Genomic DNA, 18779 nt, shown 5'->3' on the forward strand with positions numbered 1-18779 from the left:
GGCGCCCGACATGACCAGCGAGTGGTGTTGTCGGCGTCAGAGAGTGATGACGGCGAATCGGGGCACTTGGCGTTCCAGGGGATCGAAGAGATCCGTGGGTTGACGAAAAAGGAAGGCGCGATTCTAGCCACGCGCCATGAAAAAAGCCGACCCTGAGGTCGGCTTCTTATCGGCGCTGTGTCTTCAGCGCATCAGGCGGTTGCCAATGCCGGACGCGCCAGACGCAAGGCATGCATCCACGCACGACGCAGCACGGCGGGCGAACGCGATTCCTCGGGAATCAGCAGGAAGCCGCGGTCGCGCAGCGTGGTGCCCAGCGCGATCTGGCTGGTCAGCACGGTCAGCGGGATCGCCAGCAGCAGCGGCAAGCCGACAGGCATGAGCCAGATCAGCGCGCTCGGGTCGATCATGGCGACGCCGACGGCGAGCATGGCGATCACCAGCGTCATGGGGGCCAGCTGGGTTGCAGCGACCTTCCACGGCACGGCGTTGGCTTCACGCGGGGGCGACTTCCAGTCGAGCTTGATGCCGGTGAGAGCGACGAGCACGAACAGCGAGTGGGCCAGCATGCGCACCGGAGCCTGCACGATGGCCAGACCGGCTTCGAGCACCGAGCTCTTCACCAGGCCCCAGACACCACCGTACTGGCGTTGCTCACCGCGCATCAGCACGGCGGCGATGCCCAGCACGCGCGGCAGGAACAGCAGGCACAGGGTCCAGACCCAGAGGCCGGCCAGTTCGGCGGGCAGCACGCTCCAGCTCGACACGAGGCTCGAGCCGCTCAGCCACAGGGCGGTGCCCAGTGTCAGGAACGCGAGCCACAGCGGTGCCGAGGCATACGCCATGGTGCCGGTCACGAACATCGCGCGGTGCACCGGGTGGATGCCGGGTTCGGCCATCAGGCGGGCGTTCTGCAGGTTGCCCTGGCACCAGCGGCGGTCGCGTTGCAGCTCGGCCAGCAGGTCCGGCGGTTGCTGTTCGTAGCTGCCGACCAGGTCGGACACCAGCCACACGTGGTAGCCGGCGCGGCGCATCAGCGCGGCTTCGACGAAGTCGTGCGACATGATGCCGCCCGACATGCCGCCGGTGCCCTTGATCGGGGCCAGCGCGCAATGCTTCATGAAGGCTTCGACGCGGATGATGGCGTTGTGGCCCCAGTAGTGCGACTCGCCGAGCTGCCAGAACTGCATGCCCAGCGTGAACAGGCGACCCGTCACGCGCGAAGCGAACTGCTGGGCGCGGGCGTGCAGCGTGACGTGGCCGATGGCCTGCGTCGCGGTCTGGATGATGCCGGCGGTGGGGTTGGCTTCCATCAGCTTGACCATCGAGGACAGGCAGTCGCCGCTCATCACGGAGTCGGCGTCGAGCACGACCATGTAGCGGTAGTCCTTGCCCCAGCGGCGGCAGAAGTCGGCGACGTTGCCGGCCTTGCGGTGCGTGCGGCGGGTGCGCAGGCGGTAGTACACCTCGACCTGCGGCTGGTTCGGGCTTTCGGCCAGTGCGGCGCGAAGGTCTTCCCAGGCGGCGCGCTCGGCGGCGGCGGTCTCGGGGTTGTAGCTGTCGGACAGCACGAACACGTCGAACTGCTTGGCGTGGCCCGTGGTGGCGACCGATTCGCAGGTGGCGCGCAGGCCGGCGAACACGGTGGCAACGTCCTCGTTGCAGATCGGCATGATGATCGCGGTGCGTGCCTCGGGGTTCATCGGGTGGTGGGCCACCTGTTTCGCCGAGAGGGCGTGCTTGTCACCGCGCACGGAGACATAGAAGCCCATGAGCGCGGTCACGAAGCCGGTGACGACCCAGCCCGACAGCAGGCCGTACAGGCCGATCTGGCCGTATTCGAGCCAGACGTTGTCGTAGTCGGGTTGCACGCTGGCGAACAGCGACGACGCGATCACGGTGCTCAGCAGCGTGAGCAGCATGAAGGCGAGGCGGCGCTGGCCGGCGGCGCGTTCCCAGGCCTGCGGGGCCGGGGTGGCTTGCTTGGCGGCGGGGGCGCTGTCGGCATTGCGGCCGGCGCCCAGGCGCACGAGCATGGCGGTGCCCAGGCTGTTCCAGAAACCGCGCCAGGGGCGCGGTGCCATGGAGCCGCGGTTGACCGGCGGTGCTGTGACGGCGTTGGGGTGGCGTTCCTCGCGCAGCGCGCTGCGGCGCGCGATGTCGGATTCGGCGAGGACGTTGAGGTGGGAGAAGTCGTTCGGCTTCATCGTTTCATTCACCAACGTTGCTTGTCGAGGGGGGTGTCGCCAATGGCCGGAAGGCGCTTGAAGACGCAGTCCGTGGCGGCGCCGCCAACGCCCGAGAGCGCGGTCAGCGAATGGCCCGCGGCACGGGGCCGCGAGGAGGAAAACTGCTTTTGACGCAGGCCGTCGCGCTGCGGACGCAGTGCGAAAGATGGGCTGGTAAGTGCTGTCATGCCAGTACAGGGGCAAACCCTGTGCCAGCCCGGAAAAACGCTTTCAAATCAACGACTTGGCGCGAGTCGGAGCCGTTTTCCGTGGGGGAGGGGCCCGCCAGGCCCCCGAAACCCCTGTTTTTGTCGCCGAATCCCGACAAGCCCTGGCGGCCTCGGGACAACAGCCTTTCAAATCAACGACTTAGACCTGTCGCTACTCGGCGACAGGGTCGCCACCGGGAGCGACAACGTCGGCCTTGAAGTTGCCCGGCGTGAGCTCGTGCTTTTGCAGCAGGCGGTAGAACTCGGTGCGGTTGCGGTCGGCCAGGCGGGCGGCGTCGGCCACGTTGCCGTCGGTCAGCTTGAGCAGGCCGACGAGGTAATCGCGCTCGAAACGCTGCTTGGCCTCGGCGTAGGTGAGCACCTCGACGCTCGGCACGCGCAGCGCACGCTGCACCAGCGCCAGCGGGATCAGCGGCGAGCCCGACAGCGCGCAGACCTGCTCCACCACGTTGTAGAGCTGGCGCACGTTGCCCGGCCACGCGGCGGTGGTCAGCGCCTTCAGCGCCTCGGGCGCGAAGCCCGACAGCCGCTTGCCGTACTTGGTCGACAGCTTCTGCAGGAAGTGGTTGGCCAGCAGCGGAATGTCTTCGCGCCGCGCCGACAGCGGCGGCAGCGTGAGCGTCACCACGTTCAGGCGGTAATACAGGTCTTCGCGGAACTGGCCGGCTTCCATCGCGGCGTCCAGGTCGCGGTGGGTGGCCGAGACGATGCGCACATCGACCTCGATCGACTGGCTCGCGCCGAGCGGGCGCACCGCGCGCTCCTGCAGCACGCGCAGCAGCTTGACCTGCAGCGCGGGCGGCATGTCCCCGATTTCGTCGAGCAGCAGCGTGCCGCCGTCGGCCTGCTGGAACAGGCCCTTGTGGTTGGCGTGGGCGTCGGTGAAGGCGCCCTTCATGTGGCCGAACAGCTCGGATTCGAGCAGCGCCTCGGGAATGGCGCCGCAGTTGACCGCCACGAAGGGCTTGTCGGCGCGTGCGCTGGCCTTGTGGATGGCGCGCGCCAGCAGTTCCTTGCCGGCGCCGGAGTCGCCGCGCAGCAGCACGGATGCGTCCGACTTGGCGACCATGCGCGCCTCGGCCAGCAGCTCGGCCATGCGGTTGCTGCGGCTCACGATTTCCGAGCGCCAGCTGTCGTCGCCGGTCTTGCTCGGCGTGGTGGTGGGCGCACCGAGCGCCAGCGCCTGCGAGATCTTCTCGAGCAGTTCGCGTGCGTCGTAGGGCTTGGTGAGGTAGGTGAACACGCCGCGCGCCGTGGCCTCGACCGCGTCGGGAATGGTGCCGTGCGCGGTCAGCAGAATGACGGGCAGCGTTGGGTGGCGCTTGCGGATCTCGTCGAACAGCTGCAGGCCGTCGCGCCCGGGCAGGCGCACGTCGCTGAGCACCAGCTGCGGGTGCTCGATCTCGAGTTGCGTGAGCGCGGTCTCGGCCGAGGTGACGGCCGTGACCTGGTAGCCCGCCGACACCAGCCGCATCGACAGCAGCCGCAGCATGTCCGGGTCGTCATCGACCACGAGGAGGCGGGCGCCGGTTGTGCTCATGGGTTGGATCTGCTTCCGTTGGGGGCAGTGACAGGTGCCGGCGTGTTCGGCCGGGCGAAGCTGCGCTCGATGGCGCGCAGCGCCTCGATGCGCTCGTTGAGCTGGTCGATGCGGCGCTGGCTGTCGCGCAGCTGCTGCACCTGCTTGTCGCGGTCGTCCTCGACGCGGCGCTGCTCGATGTAACGCGCCGCCAGCACCCGCGCGAGCGGTTGCAGAGGCTGCGCCTCGGGGGCCGGGTTGCCGATCACGCGCTGCAGCAGGCCCAGCGCGCGCGCCAGGTCGGCCGGTACGCGGGTCTGCGCGAGCAGGATCGCGAGCTGCACCTGCGCCGCGGGCGTTTCGCCCTGTTCGCCGACGCGCGAAATTTCGGCACTCAGGTCGGCGCCGCCCAGCGGGCGCACTTTGTCAGCGTAGGCCAGCAGGGCCGCGACGGGGCCCTGCGTGAGCTGCGTGAACAGCGAGGCCGGCTGCGTGGCCGGCGCGCGGGGCTCTGCCTCGACCGGCACCACGCGTGGCGCGGCCACGGGCGGCGGCAGCGCGTCGGCTTCGGCCGGCGGCTTGGGCTGGGAGGCGCAGGCCGCCAGCAGCAGGGCGCATGGCACGGCCATGGCCCCGGCGAAGGTGGATCTGCGGACGAACGAAAGGAACATGGGTCGAAAAAGCGCGGGGCGGTGTTGGGTGGGGGTGTCCGGGGTCAGGTCGTGCGCGGCAGTTCGATGCGAAAGCGTGCACCGGGGCCGTCCGGCAGCAGGGCGATGCGGCCCCCATGGGCTGCAATGTACTCCTGCACGATGGAAAGCCCGATGCCGGTGCCTTTCACCGTGTGCTCGGGCTGGCGCTCGCCGCGGAAGAAGGGTTCGAAGATGCGGTCGCGGTCGCCCGCGGCAATGCCGGGGCCGGCGTCGCACACGTCGATGTGCACCGCCTCGGGCGTGCCCGACACGGCCAGCGTGATCACGCCGCCCGCGGCCGAGAAGCGGATCGCGTTCGACAGCAGGTTGGCGATGGCGGTGCCGAGCTTGGTGCGGTCGACCGTGAGCGTGATCGGCTCGCCCTCGGCGCGCACGCGCAGGCCGTGCGCCTGCCACTGCAGGCGCTGGGCCTCGATCTGCTCTTCGATCAGCGGCAGCAGCTCGGTGCGCTCGCGGCGCAGCTCGCGCGCCTCGAAGGCGGCGGCGTTGAAGCGCAGCAGCGCCTCGATCTGGTTCTGCAGCGACACGGTGTTCTGCTGCAGGATCTGCGCCACTTCGAGCTGCGCCGGGTTCAGCGGCCCGGTCACGCCGTCTTCGAGCAGCGACACGCCTTCGCGCAGCGCCGCCAGCGGCGTCTTCAGCTCGTGCGACACGTGGCGCAGGAAGCGCGCCTTGTCGGCGTCGAGTTCGGTCAGGCGCAGCCGCAGCCATTCGAGCTGCTGCGACACGCGCCGCACGTCGGCCGGGCCGCGGATGTCGATCGGCTCGTCGAGCCGGTTCTGGCCCAGGCCGACGATGGCGTTCTCGAGCCGCTTGAAGGGCCGCGCCAGCCAGATGCCGAAGGCCAGCGCCAGCGACACGGCCAGCACGCTGGCGGCCACCACCTCGCGCATCAGCCGGCGGCGTGCGTTCTCGATGCGCTTGGCCAGCGCGTCGTTCTGCGTTTCGATCAGGAACTGCGCCTGCTGCGCGAGGTTGGTGTTCAGCGCGTCGAGTTCGCGGAACTGCATCGCCATCGTGCTTTCGCGCGCCAGGGCGCTGTCGGGACTGCCGCTGAGCAGCCCTTCGATCACGCCGAGCTGGCCGCGCCACATGTCGATGCCGGCGGCCGGCAGGCCGTTGCGCTCCAGGCGCTCCAGCACCTGATGGGATTCGCGCGCCGCTTCATCGAAGCGGCGGCGCAGCACGGCGTCGTTGAGCACCAGCGACTGGCGCCCTGCGCGCTCCATGGCCGCGCTGCGTTCGGCCAGCGACTGCGAAGCGCCCGACAGGCGCAGCGCACGCGCGGCGGCGTCGCGGCTTTGCGTGACGAGCGCGTCGTACTGCAGCACGGAGCGCAACGCCACGCCCACCAGCAGCGCGGTGATGAGCAAAAAGGCAAAAAGCAGGAGCTGCTGGAACGAGCCCCGGACGGACGGTCGCTTGGGCATCAGTGGACGAGCGCCGTGGCGGCAGCAGCAGCCAGGGCCGATTCGCGCGTGACCACTTCGCCGCGCAGCGTGTAGGCCAGCGAGCGCGTGATGCGCAGGTCGGCCATCTGGCCCACGAGGCGGGCGTCGCCTTCGAAGTTGACGACGCGGTTGCAGGCGGTGCGGCCCATGAGTTCGTTCGCGTCCTTGCGCGAGGCGCCCTCGACCAGCACGCGCTGCGTACTGCCCACGAGCGCGTCGCCGAAGCGGCGCACGTTGCCGTCGATGACGCGCTGCAGCGTCTGCAGGCGGGCCAGCTTCACGTCGTAAGGGGTCTCGTCCTGCAGCGTCGCGGCGGGCGTGCCGGGGCGCGGGCTGAAGATGAAGCTGAAGCTGTTGTCGAACTGGCAGTCGTCGATGAGCTTCATCATCTTGTCGAAGTCGGCATCGGTCTCGCCGGGGAAGCCGACGATGAAGTCGCTGCTCAATGCGAGGTCGGGGCGGATGGCGCGCAGCTTGCGCACCGTGCTCTTGTATTCCATGGCGGTGTAGCCGCGCTTCATCGCCATGAGGATGCGGTCGCTGCCGTGCTGCACCGGCAGGTGCAAATGCGACACGAGCTGCGGCACCTTGGCGTAGGCCTCGATGAGTCGGGGCGTGAACTCGTTCGGATGGCTGGTGGTGTAGCGGATGCGCTCGATGCCGGGGATCTCGGCCACGTACTCGATGAGCAGCGCGAAGTCGGCGATCTCGGCGGTGTCGCCCATCTTGCCGCGGTAGGCGTTCACGTTCTGGCCCAGCAGCGTGATCTCGCGCACGCCCTGGTCGGCCAGGCCGGCGATCTCGACCAGCACGTCGTCGAGCGGCCGGTTCACTTCTTCGCCGCGGGTGTAGGGCACCACGCAGTAGCTGCAGTACTTGGAGCAGCCTTCCATGATCGACACGAAGGCGGTGGCGCCGTCGACACGCGCGGGTGGCAGGTGGTCGAACTTCTCGATCTCGGGGAAGCTGATGTCGACCTGCGGGCGGTCGAGCCTGTCGCGGTCGTTGAGCATCTCGGGCAGGCGGTGCAGCGTCTGCGGGCCGAACACGATGTCGACGTACGGCGCGCGCGCGATGATGGCCTGGCCTTCCTGGCTCGCCACGCAGCCGCCCACGCCGATCTTCACGCCCTTGGCCTTCAGGTGCTTCACGCGGCCGAGGTCGGAGAACACCTTCTCTTGCGCCTTCTCGCGCACCGAGCAGGTGTTGAACAGGATGAGGTCGGCCTCGTCCACGTTCTGCGTGGGCTCGTAGCCCTGCGCGGCGTGGAGCACGTCGGCCATCTTGTCCGAGTCGTACTCGTTCATCTGGCAGCCGAAGGTCTTGATGAATACTTTTTTCATGGGGAGCTCTCTGTGCCCTTCGCGAAGTGGAAGGGCGGCGGGCGCTCGTGGCGCCCGCGGATTTTTTCTTGCTGCGGGGAGGTCGCGTTACTGCGTGTTCACCGTGTCGTTCGAGACGAACGGCCAGATGTTCAGGAACGGCTTGTTGAGCGATTCGCGGCTGGCCATCGCCTCGTCGGGCGTCAGGATCCAGACCTCGCGCAGCAGCCCGGCGGCGTCGCGCGTGTAGTTCACGAGGTACTTCTGGCCAATGATGGCGCCGGGCATCACCAGCATGTTCTGCGGGCTGCGGATGCGCGCGCCGGCGCCCAGGCGGTCGGCCCGGCCGTCGAGTTCGACGTCGGGGGCGCTGGTCACCATGAACTTGCCGCGCAGCGTGCCGATGGGAAAGTTGCGCCCGCCATTGAGCGACTCGTTCTGCGTCTGCGGACGGGGCACCTCGTCCTGGGCGCTGGCGTGGAGGGAGAAAAGACCTGCGGCGCCGGCAACGGCTGCGCAAAGGGCGAGGGAAGTGAGCGTTTTCGTGGGTGCCTTGCAGCGGTTCATGGGGTATATCCAGAGGCTGTGGAACCGGCGATTTTAGCGAGGGGGTGTTTTCCCTCATGCCGGGGCGCAGCGGGTGGTGAAGGGCTTTCCGTCGGGTCTGCTTTACATTTCTTTACGGTGCCCGTGAACACCGCGCGTCGGCCACTGCTCCAATAGCTGCTGTCAGCCCAAAGTGCACAAGAAACCCATGAAGAAAACTGCCGCCTTCGCCCTCGCGGGCGTGTTGATCGTAGCCGTCGCAGGGGGCTGGTGGCGCATGTCCGGCGACCGCGCGGTAACGAAAAGCGCGAAAGACGAGGCCAAGCCCGCCGCCGCCGCGCTCGTGACCCTGGCCACTGCCGAAAAGCAGGACGTGCCGGTCACCGTGCAGGTCAACGGCAGCGTGGTTTCGCTCAACAGCGTCGACCTTCGCCCGCAGGTCACCAACACCGTGAGCGCGGTGCACGTCAAGGAAGGCCAGTTCGTCAAAGCAGGGCAGCTGCTCTTCACGCTCGACGACCGCAACGACCAGGCCAACCTGGCGCGCGCCCGGGCTCAGCAGCAGAAGGACGAGGCCACCATGGCCGACCTGGAGCGCCAGTACAAGCGCAGCCAGGACCTGGTGGCGCAGAACTTCATTGCCAAGAGCGCGGCCGACGCCACGCTGTCGCAGCTCCAGGCGCAGCGCGCCGCCGTCGCGGCCGACCGCGCCGCCGTGCAGTCGGCACAGGTGGCGCTGGGCTACGCCACGCTGCGCGCGCCCATCGCGGGGCGCATCGGCGCCGTCAACATCTACCCGGGCACGCTGGTGCAGCCCACGCTGTCGCTGGTCACCATCACCCAGCTCGACCCGATCGCCGTGAGCTTCCCGGTGCCCGAAGGCAACCTGCAGGACCTGCTGGCCGCGGCACGCACGCGCGCCAAGGTCGAGGCGCTGGTCACGGGCCGGCGCGAGCCGCTCTTCGGCACGCTCGACTTCGTCGACAACACGGTCGATCCGCAGATCGGCACCGTGCGCGCCAAGGCCGTGTTTGCCAATGCCGACCAGAGCCTGTGGCCCGGCCAGTTCGTCAACACGCGCATCACGGTGCGCATGCTCGACGGCGTCACGGTGGTGCCGGCCGCGGCGCTCATGATGCTGTCCGACGGCACCTCGCTGTACGTGGTCGATGCCGAGCGCAACGCGGCGCGCCGCCAGGTCAAGGTGCTCCACACCTTCGGCACCAAAGTCGCCGTGAGCGGCGTGACGCCTGGTGAGCAGGTCGTGATCGAAGGCAGCCAGAACGTGCGCCCGGGCGGCAAGGTGCGCATCGACGTCAAGGCGCCGGCCGGCCCCGGCGGCGCGCCCGGCAACGGCACCACGGGCGTCACGCCGGGCAGTGCGGCCTCGTCGGACATCAAGCCCACGCGGGAACGCGCATGAACATCTCAGAGCTCTGCATCCGCCGTCCGGCGATGACGGTGCTGCTGTCGGCGGCCGTCGTGGTCGTCGGCATCTTTGCGTACTTCAGCATCCCCGTGGCGGCGCTGCCGAGCTACAACACGCCGGTCATCAACGTCAACGCGCAGCTGCCGGGCGCCAGCCCCGACACCATGGCGAGTTCGGTGGCGCTGCCGCTCGAAAAGCAGTTCTCGACCATCCCCGGCCTGCAGACCATCAGCTCGGTGAACACGCAGGGCGTGACCTCGCTCACGCTCGAATTCGTCAGCAGCCGCGACATCGACGCCGCCGCGGTCGACGTGCAGGCCGCGCTGCTGCGCGCCCAGCGCCAGCTGCCGCAAGAACTCACGCAGCTGCCCTCGTACCGCAAGGTGAATCCGGCCGATGCGCCGGTGCTGTTCATCGCGCTGATCTCGCCGTCGATGAACCCGTCGGAGCTCAACGACTACGCCGAGAACCTGATCTCGCCCACGCTCTCGACCATCGATGGCGTGGCGCAGGTGGGCGTGTACGGGCGCAAGGCCTTCGCGGTGCGCATCAAGGCCAACGCCGACCTGCTCAACGCGCGCAACATCACGCTCGACGAACTGGCCAAGGCCGTGAACTCGGCCAACGCCAACACGCCGGTCGGCACGCTCGACGGCCCGCGCCAGACGCTCACCATCCAGGCCAACCGCCAGCTCATGAAGGCGGCCGACTTCGCCAAGCTCATCATTGCCCAACGCAATGGCGCGCCGGTGCGGCTGGACGAAGTGGCCACGCTCGAAGACAGCTTCGAGTCGGTCAAGACCGGCAGCAGCTTCAACGGGCAAGACTCCATCTCGCTGGCTGTGCAGCGCCAGCCCAATGCCAACACCGTGCAGGTGGTGGACGCGGTGCGCGCGCTCATCCCGCGCTTCAAGGCCGAACTGCCGCAGTCGGTCGAGATCCAGATGGTCAACGACCGCTCGATCTCCATCCGCGAGGCGGTGCACGACGTGCAGCTCACGCTGCTGGGCACCATCGCGCTGGTGGTGCTGGTGATCTTCCTGTTCCTGCACCGGCTGGTGGCCACGCTGATCCCGGCCGCCACGATCCCGATCTCGCTGATCGGCGCCGTGGCGCTGCTGTATGCCTTCGGCTACAGCCTGGACAACGTCTCGCTGCTGGGCATCACGCTGGCCGTGGGCCTGGTGGTGGACGACGCCATCGTGGTGCTCGAAAACATCATGCGCTACGTCGAGAAGGGCATGGAGCCGATGGCCGCTGCCCTGCGCGGCGCGCGCGAGGTGGGCTTCACCATCGTGTCGATCTCGATCTCGCTGGTGGCCGTGTTCATCCCGATCTTCTTCATGCCCGGCGTGATCGGCCTGCTGTTCCACGAGTTCGCCGTGGTGGTGGCGCTGGCGGTGCTGGTGTCGGCCGTGGTGTCGCTCACGCTCGTGCCGATGCTCGCGAGCCGGCTGCTCAAGCACGTGCCGCGCAAGGAAAAAGAGGGGGGGCTGGACCATGAAGAAGGGCACCCCGAACCCGGCACCGCGATCGGCCGTGCCTTCGAGCGCGGCTACCGCGCGGTGCACGGCGGCTACATGCGCACGCTCGACTGGACGCTCGGCCACCGCGCGCTGATGCTGGCGATGGCGGGCCTGACCTTCGTCGTCACGGCCTGGCTCTTCGTCAGCATCCCCAAGGGCTTCTTCCCCGAGGAAGACATCGGCCAGATCCAGATCACCACCGAGGCGGCCGAAGACATTTCGTTCACCGCCATGAAGGCGCTGCAGGACCGCGTGGCCGCCGCGCTCCAGGCCGACCCCAGCGTGGCCTACGTGAGTTCCTTCGTCGGCGTGGGCGGACCGACCGCCACGCAGAACTCGGGCCGCCTGTTCGCGGTGCTCAAGCCGCGCAGCGAGCGGCCCAAGATGCCGAAGGTGCTCGAGTCGCTGCGCCAGCGTTTCCGCGAGATTCCGGGCGTGGCCGTCTACATGCAGCCGGTGCAGAACCTGCGATTGGGCGGGCGCCAGAGCAAGGCGCGTTTCCAGTACACGCTGCAGAGCGTGAACGCCGGCGAAATGGTGCCGTGGTCGACCAAGCTCATGGAGCGCATGCGCGCCGACCCCGACTTCCGCGACGTCACCAGCGACTCGCAGAACCGCGGCCTGCAGGCCACGCTCGAGATCGACCGCGACAAGGCCGGCGTGCTCGGCGTGGCCGTGGGCGACCTGCGCACCGCGCTGTACAACGCCTACGGTGACCGCCAGATCGGCAGCATCTACGGCGCCAGCAACACCTACCAGGTCATCCTGTCGGCGGCCGACAGCGACCGCCAGTTCGAGGAAGACGTGGCGCGCCTGTCGGTGCGCAGCACCACCGGCAAGCTGGTGCCGCTGTCGGCCTTCTCGACCGTCAAGCGCACGGTGGGCCCGACCTCGGTCAACCACCAGGGCCAGCTGCAGGCGGTGACGGTGTCGTTCAACCTCGGCCCCGATGTGCCGCTGGGCAACGCGACCGCGAAGATCGACCGCTTCAAGGACGAGCTGAAGATGCCGCAGTCGATCATCACGACCTACGGCGGCGACGCGGCGGTGTTCCAGAGTTCGCAGTCGAGCCAGGCCGTGCTGCTGGTGCTCGCGGTGCTGGTCATCTATGTGCTGCTGGGCGTGCTGTACGAGAGCTACATCCACCCGCTGACGATCCTGGCGGGCCTGCCCTCGGCGGCCGTGGGGGCGTTGCTCTCGCTGAAGCTCTTCGGCTTCGACCTCACGCTGATCGCGACCATCGGCATCCTGCTGCTGATCGGCATCGTGAAGAAGAACGCGATCATGATGATCGACTTCGCGCTCGACGCGCAGCGCACCGAAGGCATGAAGCCGGTCGACGCGATCCGAGAGGCTTGCCGGTTGCGCTTCCGCCCGATTCTCATGACCACGCTGGCCGCGCTGATGGGGGCGCTGCCGCTCGCACTGGGCCTGGGCGCCGGCGCCGAACTGCGTCAGCCCTTGGGCGTGGCGGTGGTGGGCGGGCTGATCTTCTCGCAGGTGATCACGCTGTACATCACGCCCGCGATCTACCTGGCGCTCGACCGCTACAGCGGCAGCGGGCCGATGGTGGAGCTGCCGGGCGAGGCGAAGGCCGAGGCTGCAGCGGGCGGTCACGCCGCCTCGCACGCCTGACGGCGATTCAAAAGATGCCGGATGGCCACGCGCGTGAGCCACCCGGCCAGAAGAACTTTTGCAGTCCTGCGAAACGTCACACCGGGCCATCGTCCATTGAGGGCGCTCTGGCCTCTTGCTTCAACGGTCCCTCCGTTTTTTCCTCCTGCCCTCTTCCCATCCCTGTGTGTGACGGGATGAATGATGGCGAGGGGGTGAAGGTGCCGAAGGTATCCAGCGATACAGGAAGTGGGCTTTTTTCTTACGGTGTCGCGTCGCGGTAACGACGCAAGGCCGCCGCATTCGGAATGCTGACCTGCCGGGCCCGCGTTTCAATGAGCCCGTGTCCCACCAGCGCATTCAGCGTGCGGGTGACGGTGACGCGGCTCAATGCCGTCATGGCGCCGATCTGCTCGTGCGTCAGATCGACGGTGAGTGTGTTCGATGCCTGCGTCGATGGCGGACGCGCCACACGCAGCAGTAAATCGACGACCCGCTCCTTGGGCGCCGCCGACGCCACGCCGGCCAGCTTGGCGACGATCATGTGGTTCTTGAAGCCGAGCAGCTGGATCAACGAGGTCGCGAGCTCGGGAAGCGCCGAAAACTGCTGCGCGACATCCGCCGGGCGGTAGCGGCTGAGCATGGCCGGCGCGATGGCACGGGTCGTCGTCGGTCGAGGGCTGTCGGCAAACGCCGGGCCTTCGCCAAAGATCGCACCGGGCCCGAAGATCTCGAGCAGGAACTCCGAGCCGTTGCTTCGCTGGATCGTGGAATGCACGAAGCCCGATCGCAACAGGTAGAAGTAATCGTGCCGTTCGCCTTCGCGCGCAATGGTGTCGCCGGCCTCCAGGGTGACGAAGCTTCCCAGGTGCGTGGCGTCGGTCCACGGCGCAGACAGCGTCTGGGACGCATCCCAGCTGGCGTAGGCCGAGGGGGTGGGCGTTGTTCTTTTCATGGGAGCGTCTTGCCCGGGGCGGAAAACGGCAAGCGGCCCAACGCGCTAGGTCGTGGACTCGTCGAGCGGCGTGTCCGCGGCCAGATGCGTGATGTCGCTCCAGCCGACGAGACTGAAGCCCTCGGGCGTCCACAGCATGCGGTTGATGGCCGCGTTGCCGAGCTGCCAGGTGCGCGGCGCCTGCAGTTCCTGGCGCGTGGCGGCGCGGTAGAGCACGTCCATCACGCCCCCGTGGGCCACCAGCACCACGAGCTGGCCCGGGTGGCGCGCGGCGATGGCCGAGGCGGTGCCCGTCACGCGGTCGCGAAAGGTCAGCAGGCTCTCGCCGCCGCCTTCGGGTTCGAACTCGGGGTCGCGCTCGCGCCAGCGGCGGGCGTCTTCGGGCAAGGTGGCCTCGATCTCGGCGAAGCTCATGCCCTCGAAGCGGCCGAAGGCACGCTCGCGCAGGCCCAGGTCGGGCTGCACGTCGAGGCCGTGGGGCGCGGCGATGGCCTGGGCGGTCTGCCAGGCGCGCGAGAGGTCGCTGGCGTAGACCGCTGCAATCGGCTCGTCGGCCAGCGCCTGTCCGGCGCGCTGCGCCTGCCAGAGGCCGGTGGCATTGAGGCCGATGTCGAGGTGGCCCTGGATGCGGGTGTCGACGTTCCAGGCGGTTTCGCCGTGGCGCACGGCGATCAGGCGGGTGAGATTGGCTTCCATCCGTCCGAATTCTAGAAGTGCGTCATTTCTTGGCGGCCGGCGTGAGCTCGATGTTCACGCGGCGCTCGCCCGGCGGCGGGGTTGGAAAGCCCTGCAGTGCGGCCTCGAACATCACCGGCAGGATCGCGGCGCTCGAGCTGTAGGGGCCGTCGTTGCGCGCGCGGGTCTCGTACACCACGCGGTGGCTGGCGCCCGCCTCGCGCAGCACGAGGCTCACCTCGCGCTGGTACCAGGGGTTGGCCGGCGGCGTGAACATCGGGCCGCCGTACCAGCCGCCGCCATGCCAGCGGTGGCCGTAGTAGCCGCTGTAGCCGCCATAGCCGTAGCCCCAGGGGCCGGGCCCGTACAGCCACGGATCGGCCCAGGGCGACAGCGCCGCCGTGACGCGCGCGCCGATCTGCGCCGTGTACTGCGGTCGGGTGTCGTCGCGGCGCAGGCCGACCTTGTCGAGCGCGGCCGAGGCCATGGCCTCGAGGCCGTCCTGGCGCGCCGTGTCGGCCTGCTGCGAAGGCAGGCGCTCGAAGCGGTAGGTGGCGCCGGGCGGCACGGCCGTGCCCGGCGTGGCAAAGCTCTTGACGTTGCTGTCGACCACCCAGGAGGTGGCGCAGCCGCTCAGGGTTGCTACCAAAAATAGAGCTGAAAACGCACGATACATAAGGGTCTCCGGGCCTGTGGCCCTCAAAGTCCCCTGGGTTGCCCGTCAGAAGGTGTGAATGAATCCGGCGTGGCCGAGCAGCCCGTCCAGGCGCGTCCCATCGAGGCGCAAAGCGCAGCCATAGCTCAGGCTATGGCGAGCATTTGCAACGAAGAGGGGGCGTGTCTGGGCGGGATGAGCGGACATGTCGGGTTCGTTCACACCTTCTTAGCCCTGAACGATGCGCAGGGCTGAGGGTGCCTGGGAGAGCAGGTCGAAAGCGGGCGTGTCGAAGGCCTTGTCGCCGTTCTCGTCGGCCACGCCCGTCGCCTTCAGACCCTTGAAGTCGTGCAGCGTTCCGTCGAGCAGGTGCGAAGGCACGACGTTCTGCAGCGCGGTGAACATGTTTTCGACGCGGCCGGGGTACTTCTTGTCCCACTCGCGCAGCATCTCGCCGACCTGCTTGCGCTGCAGGTTCTCCTGGCTGCCGCACAGCGTGCAGGGAATGATCGGGAACTCGCGGTGCTGCGCCCAGCGCACCGTGTCTTTTTCGGCCACGTAGGCCAGCGGGCGGATCACGACGTGCTTGCCGTCGTCGCTCACCAGCTTGGGCGGCATGCTCTTCAACTTGCCGCCGAAGAACATGTTGAGGAAGAAGGTCTGCAGCATGTCGTCGCGGTGGTGGCCCAGCGCGACCTTGGTGGCGCCCAGCTCGTCGGCCACGCGGTACAGGATGCCGCGGCGCAGCCGGCTGCACAGGCCGCAGGTGGTCTTGCCCTCGGGGATCACGCGCTTGACGATGCTGTAGGTGTCCTGGTTCTCGATGTGGAAGGCCACGCCCAGGTCGCTCAGGTACTTGGGCAGCACCTCTTCGGGAAAGCCGGGCTGCTTCTGGTCGAGGTTGACCGCGACGATGTCGAAGTGGATGGGCGCGCGCGCCTTCATCTTGAGCAGGATGTCGAGCAGCGCGTAGCTGTCTTTGCCGCCCGAGACGCACACCATGACCTTGTCGCCTTCTTCGATCATGTTGTAGTCGACGATGGCCTGGCCGACCTGGCGGCACAGGCGCTTCTCGAGCTTGTGCGTCTCGCGCTCGATCTTCAGCGAATTGGGGGGCGCGCCGGCTTCGGGCGTTTCGTCGATCCAGACGGCGTTCATTGGGTGGCTACTTCGGGCAAATCGGGGGAAAGACCCCCGATTTTGCCTTGGATCACCATTCCCCGGCTTCGATGCGGATGGCGACTTCGCAGTCGTCGAAGATTTCGAGCTTGGCGATCTTCACGCGCACGCCCCGCACGCCGGGCAGTTGCAGCAGGCGCTGCGCGAGCTTGCCGATCAGGCTTTCGAGCAGGTTGACGTGCTCGGCGGTGCACTCGTCGATGATGATGCGGCGCACCTTGCGGTAGTCCAGCACGTGGAAGATGTCGTCGTCCTGCGGCAGCAGCGGCTGCGGGCCGAGGTTGAGTTCGGCGTCCACCAGGATCGGCTGCGGCGCGGTTTTTTCCTGATCGAGGATGCCCAGGTTGGCGTCGAAGCGCAGGCCCTGGAGGGTGAGTGTCTGGTGGCCGTGCGGTGTGTTCGTGGACATGGTGGTGGTGCTCGTCACATGAGCGAGAAGTCGCGCTCGAATTTCATGAGGTGCTGGCCGCCGTCGACGAGCAGCGTGGTGCCGGTGACCGAGCTGTTCTCCAGCGCGAACTTCACGGTGGCGGCCACGTCTTCCGATGTGGACGAGCGGCCCAGCGGCGACAGCTTGTGCAGCTGCGCGAACTTGTCGTCGTCGAGCATGTGGCTCGCCAGCGTGAGGCCGGGCGCCACGCCCACCACGCGCACGCGCGGCGCCAGCGCCAGCGCCAGCATCGGGGTGGCGGCTTCGAGCGCGGCCTTGGAGAGCGTGTAGCTCAGGAAGTCGGGGTTCGGGTTCCAGAGCTTCTGGTCGAGCAGGTGCACCACGGCGCCCTGCGCATCGCGCCGGGCCAGGTGGTCATGCAGCGCTTGCGCCAGCAGGATGGCCGCGCCGGTGTTGCTGCGCGCGTGGCGTTCCATGAGCGCGTAGCTGAAGCTGGCGGCGTCGTCGTGTTCGAAGAGGGCGGCGCTGTGCACGACCGCATCCACAGCGCGAAAGCGCGCCGCCACGCGAGGCAGCAGGGCGCGCGTGGCCTGCTCGTCGGCGAGGTCGGCCTCGAACAGCGCTGAGTCGCCCGAGCGCGCGGCGCAGTCGGCCACGGTCTGCTCGGCCTCGGCGCGCGAGCTGCGGTAGTGCACCGCCACCTGCCAGCCGCCCGCCGCGAGCGCCAGCGCGATCTCGCGGCCCAGCCGGCGGCCCGCGCCCGTGACGAGGACGGTGCGGCGGCGATCGGGGGAGGAGGGTGGAGTGGCACTCATGCGAGGGAAGAAAACGAGGAGGAAGAGGACAATGGCGCCCGTGACGACGCCAACCACAAACAGTTTACCCATCGCCCTCGACCATCTGATTACCCGTTCTGTCGAACGTGCGGGCGGATGGATCGGCTTCGACCGCTTCATGGCCCTGGCCCTGTATGCGCCGGGGCTCGGCTACTACGCCAACACCTCGGCCAAGTTCGGCCACATGCCCTCATCCGGCAGCGACTTCGTGACCGCGCCCGAGCTGACGCCGATGTTCGGCCACACGCTTGCGGTGCAGGTTTTGGAGGCACTCGAAAAAACCGGCACCGACACGGTGTGGGAATTCGGCGCGGGCTCGGGGGCGCTGGCGGTGCAGCTGCTGCATGCGCTGGGCGAGATGGGGCGCAGCGATGTGCGCTATCGCATCGTCGATCTGTCGGGCACCTTGCGGGAGCGGCAGCAGCAGGCGCTGGCGGGGCATGCGGGGCGGGTCGAATGGCTCGGGGAACTGCCTGAGTCCATGGCGGGCGTGGTGGTCGGCAATGAAGTGCTCGATGCGATGCCGGTGCAGCTGCTGGCGCGGGTGAAGGGGGCGTGGTTCGAGCGGGGGGTGGTGCGCAATCCGGCGGGGGATGGGTGGACCTGGGCGGACCGGCCGACTGATCTTCGGCCGCCGGTCGAGGTGGCGGGGGTGCATGACTACCTGACCGAGGTGCATCCGCAGGCGCAAGCTTTTATTGCGACGCTGGCGGACCGTCTGGAGAAGGGCGCGGCTTTTCTCATCGACTATGGGTTTCCCGAGGGCGAGTACTACCACCCGCAGCGGCACATGGGGACGGTGATGTGCCATCGGGGGCACCAGGCGGATGGCGATCCGCTGTCTGAGGTGGGGTACAAGGACATCACAGCGCACGTCGACTTCACGGGGATCGCTGTGGCGGGGCAGGAGGCGGGGCTTTCTGTTCTTGGCTATACGAGTCAGGCGCGGTTTCTTTTGAACTGCGGGATGTTGGGGTTGATGGAGCGAGGGACTGTGGCGCAGCGGGGGATGGCGGCTCGGTTGATTCATGAGCATGAGATGGGGGAGTTGTTTAAGGTGGTGGGGTTTGCTGTGGGGGAGCCTTGGGACGCCGTCGGGTTTTCTGAAGGGGATCGGAGTCATACGCTCTGAGGGCTTTGGTTCTTGCCGAGCTCTTGCTTCCCGAGGCCGGGACTCGCCCCGGCGGGCGACTTACTTTCTTTTGCTTCGCCAAAAGAAAGTAAGCAAAGAAAAGGCGACCCCACTGTCTGCGTCCCTTCGCTTCGCTACGGGCAACCTGCGGTGCTCGCGTTTCGCGGGGTCTCGCAGAACTCGCTTCGCTCAAACAGCTGCGAGCCCTGATCCGCGAAACGCTGCGCTCCTCGGCGCATACAGAGGGGCTTGGGAGCCGGACGGGCCGTCGCTGCGCTCGGCCACCACGGCGCCACAGGCGCTTCGCGCCTTTGGCGCCTTGTGCTTTCAACGAGAAGACTTGGTCATAAGCAAGCAACAAAGACTTCGTTGGGGAAC

Annotated in this window: 15 protein-coding genes; 3 read left to right on the top strand and 12 right to left on the bottom strand. The window is 68.0% G+C overall.

The window, feature by feature from the left end; translation table 11 throughout:
- Window positions 1-191 precede the first annotated feature (191 nt).
- The 6 genes from mdoH to AAG801_RS18485 form a co-directional block, all read right to left on the bottom strand.
- A complete protein-coding gene (mdoH, locus tag AAG801_RS18460) occupies window positions 192-2207 on the bottom strand; it encodes a glucans biosynthesis glucosyltransferase MdoH (RefSeq protein ID WP_341889649.1) in 2016 nt (671 codons plus the stop codon).
- A 402-nt stretch (window positions 2208-2609) separates the two neighbouring features.
- Window positions 2610-3998, bottom strand: coding sequence for a sigma 54-interacting transcriptional regulator (locus tag AAG801_RS18465; protein ID WP_101491163.1), 1389 nt, complete (start codon window positions 3996-3998; stop codon window positions 2610-2612).
- Window positions 3995-4606: a hypothetical protein gene (locus tag AAG801_RS18470; RefSeq protein WP_341889650.1), complete on the bottom strand. Its 612-nt coding sequence runs from the start codon at window positions 4604-4606 to the stop codon at window positions 3995-3997. Before AAG801_RS18470 ends, AAG801_RS18465 begins: the two co-directional genes overlap by 4 nt.
- Window positions 4607-4692: 86 nt before the next feature.
- Window positions 4693-6120: an ATP-binding protein gene (locus tag AAG801_RS18475; protein WP_341889651.1), complete on the bottom strand. Its 1428-nt coding sequence runs from the start codon at window positions 6118-6120 to the stop codon at window positions 4693-4695.
- The gene (gene miaB, locus AAG801_RS18480; RefSeq protein ID WP_341889652.1) at window positions 6120-7484 is read right to left on the bottom strand and encodes a tRNA (N6-isopentenyl adenosine(37)-C2)-methylthiotransferase MiaB; all 1365 of its coding nucleotides are present in this window, start codon (window positions 7482-7484) and stop codon (window positions 6120-6122) included. Before miaB ends, AAG801_RS18475 begins: the two co-directional genes overlap by 1 nt.
- Window positions 7485-7571: 87 nt before the next feature.
- Window positions 7572-8030: a hypothetical protein gene (locus AAG801_RS18485; RefSeq protein ID WP_341889653.1), complete on the bottom strand. Its 459-nt coding sequence runs from the start codon at window positions 8028-8030 to the stop codon at window positions 7572-7574.
- Window positions 8031-8286: 256 nt separating this feature from the next.
- Here AAG801_RS18485 and AAG801_RS18490 point away from each other — a divergent pair, with 256 nt between their 5' ends.
- A complete protein-coding gene (locus AAG801_RS18490; RefSeq protein ID WP_101491318.1) occupies window positions 8287-9432 on the top strand; it encodes an efflux RND transporter periplasmic adaptor subunit in 1146 nt (381 codons plus the stop codon).
- A complete protein-coding gene (locus AAG801_RS18495) occupies window positions 9429-12599 on the top strand; it encodes an efflux RND transporter permease subunit (protein ID WP_341889654.1) in 3171 nt (1056 codons plus the stop codon). The genes AAG801_RS18490 and AAG801_RS18495 overlap by 4 nt, the downstream gene beginning before the upstream one ends.
- A gap of 241 nt (window positions 12600-12840) precedes the next feature.
- On the opposite strand, the gene AAG801_RS18500 is transcribed toward AAG801_RS18495, so the two are convergent.
- The 6 genes from AAG801_RS18500 to AAG801_RS18525 form a co-directional block, all read right to left on the bottom strand.
- Window positions 12841-13533, bottom strand: a complete 693-nt coding sequence (locus AAG801_RS18500) for a Crp/Fnr family transcriptional regulator (RefSeq protein WP_341889655.1) — start codon at window positions 13531-13533, stop codon at window positions 12841-12843.
- Between the two features lie 45 nt (window positions 13534-13578).
- Window positions 13579-14229 carry a histidine phosphatase family protein gene (locus AAG801_RS18505; protein ID WP_341889656.1) on the bottom strand — a complete coding sequence of 217 codons (651 nt, stop codon included), beginning with the start codon at window positions 14227-14229 and terminating at the stop codon, window positions 13579-13581.
- Between the two features lie 22 nt (window positions 14230-14251).
- Window positions 14252-14857: a DUF4136 domain-containing protein gene (locus AAG801_RS18510; RefSeq protein ID WP_341889657.1), complete on the bottom strand. Its 606-nt coding sequence runs from the start codon at window positions 14855-14857 to the stop codon at window positions 14252-14254.
- Between the two features lie 234 nt (window positions 14858-15091).
- Complete coding sequence (gene ttcA, locus AAG801_RS18515) at window positions 15092-16021, bottom strand: tRNA 2-thiocytidine(32) synthetase TtcA (RefSeq protein WP_341889658.1); 930 nt, start codon at window positions 16019-16021, stop codon at window positions 15092-15094.
- Between the two features lie 52 nt (window positions 16022-16073).
- On the bottom strand, window positions 16074-16451 hold the full coding sequence (locus tag AAG801_RS18520; RefSeq protein ID WP_341889659.1) for a dihydroneopterin aldolase: 378 nt from the start codon (window positions 16449-16451) through the stop codon (window positions 16074-16076).
- A 14-nt stretch (window positions 16452-16465) separates the two neighbouring features.
- Window positions 16466-17248, bottom strand: a complete 783-nt coding sequence (locus AAG801_RS18525) for an SDR family oxidoreductase (RefSeq protein ID WP_341889660.1) — start codon at window positions 17246-17248, stop codon at window positions 16466-16468.
- Between the two features lie 31 nt (window positions 17249-17279).
- On the opposite strand from AAG801_RS18525, the gene AAG801_RS18530 reads away from it, so the two are divergent.
- Entirely contained in the window at window positions 17280-18401 is a 1122-nt protein-coding gene (locus tag AAG801_RS18530) for an SAM-dependent methyltransferase (RefSeq protein WP_341889661.1), read from the top strand.
- The last annotated feature ends 378 nt before the right edge of the window (window positions 18402-18779 follow it).

Source organism: Variovorax sp. YR752, from assembly GCF_943372545.1.

Excerpts from the sequence above, each read along its gene's own strand:
- AAG801_RS18495 (WP_341889654.1), top strand. The coding sequence starts at position 9,429 with ATGAACATCTCAGAGCTCTGCATCCGCCGTCCGGCGATGACGGTGCTG.
- AAG801_RS18490 (WP_101491318.1), top strand. The coding sequence starts at position 8,287 with ATGTCCGGCGACCGCGCGGTAACGAAAAGCGCGAAAGACGAGGCCAAG.
- AAG801_RS18465 (WP_101491163.1), bottom strand. The coding sequence starts at position 3,998 with ATGAGCACAACCGGCGCCCGCCTCCTCGTGGTCGATGACGACCCGGAC.
- AAG801_RS18505 (WP_341889656.1), bottom strand. The coding sequence starts at position 14,229 with ATGGAAGCCAATCTCACCCGCCTGATCGCCGTGCGCCACGGCGAAACC.
- AAG801_RS18470 (WP_341889650.1), bottom strand. The coding sequence starts at position 4,606 with ATGGCCGTGCCATGCGCCCTGCTGCTGGCGGCCTGCGCCTCCCAGCCC.
- mdoH (WP_341889649.1), bottom strand. The coding sequence starts at position 2,207 with ATGAAGCCGAACGACTTCTCCCACCTCAACGTCCTCGCCGAATCCGAC.
- ttcA (WP_341889658.1), bottom strand. The coding sequence starts at position 16,021 with ATGAACGCCGTCTGGATCGACGAAACGCCCGAAGCCGGCGCGCCCCCC.
- AAG801_RS18475 (WP_341889651.1), bottom strand. The coding sequence starts at position 6,120 with ATGCCCAAGCGACCGTCCGTCCGGGGCTCGTTCCAGCAGCTCCTGCTT.
- miaB (WP_341889652.1), bottom strand. The coding sequence starts at position 7,484 with ATGAAAAAAGTATTCATCAAGACCTTCGGCTGCCAGATGAACGAGTAC.
- AAG801_RS18485 (WP_341889653.1), bottom strand. The coding sequence starts at position 8,030 with ATGAACCGCTGCAAGGCACCCACGAAAACGCTCACTTCCCTCGCCCTT.
- AAG801_RS18500 (WP_341889655.1), bottom strand. The coding sequence starts at position 13,533 with ATGAAAAGAACAACGCCCACCCCCTCGGCCTACGCCAGCTGGGATGCG.
- AAG801_RS18520 (WP_341889659.1), bottom strand. The coding sequence starts at position 16,451 with ATGTCCACGAACACACCGCACGGCCACCAGACACTCACCCTCCAGGGC.
- AAG801_RS18530 (WP_341889661.1), top strand. The coding sequence starts at position 17,280 with ATGGCGCCCGTGACGACGCCAACCACAAACAGTTTACCCATCGCCCTC.
- AAG801_RS18525 (WP_341889660.1), bottom strand. The coding sequence starts at position 17,248 with ATGAGTGCCACTCCACCCTCCTCCCCCGATCGCCGCCGCACCGTCCTC.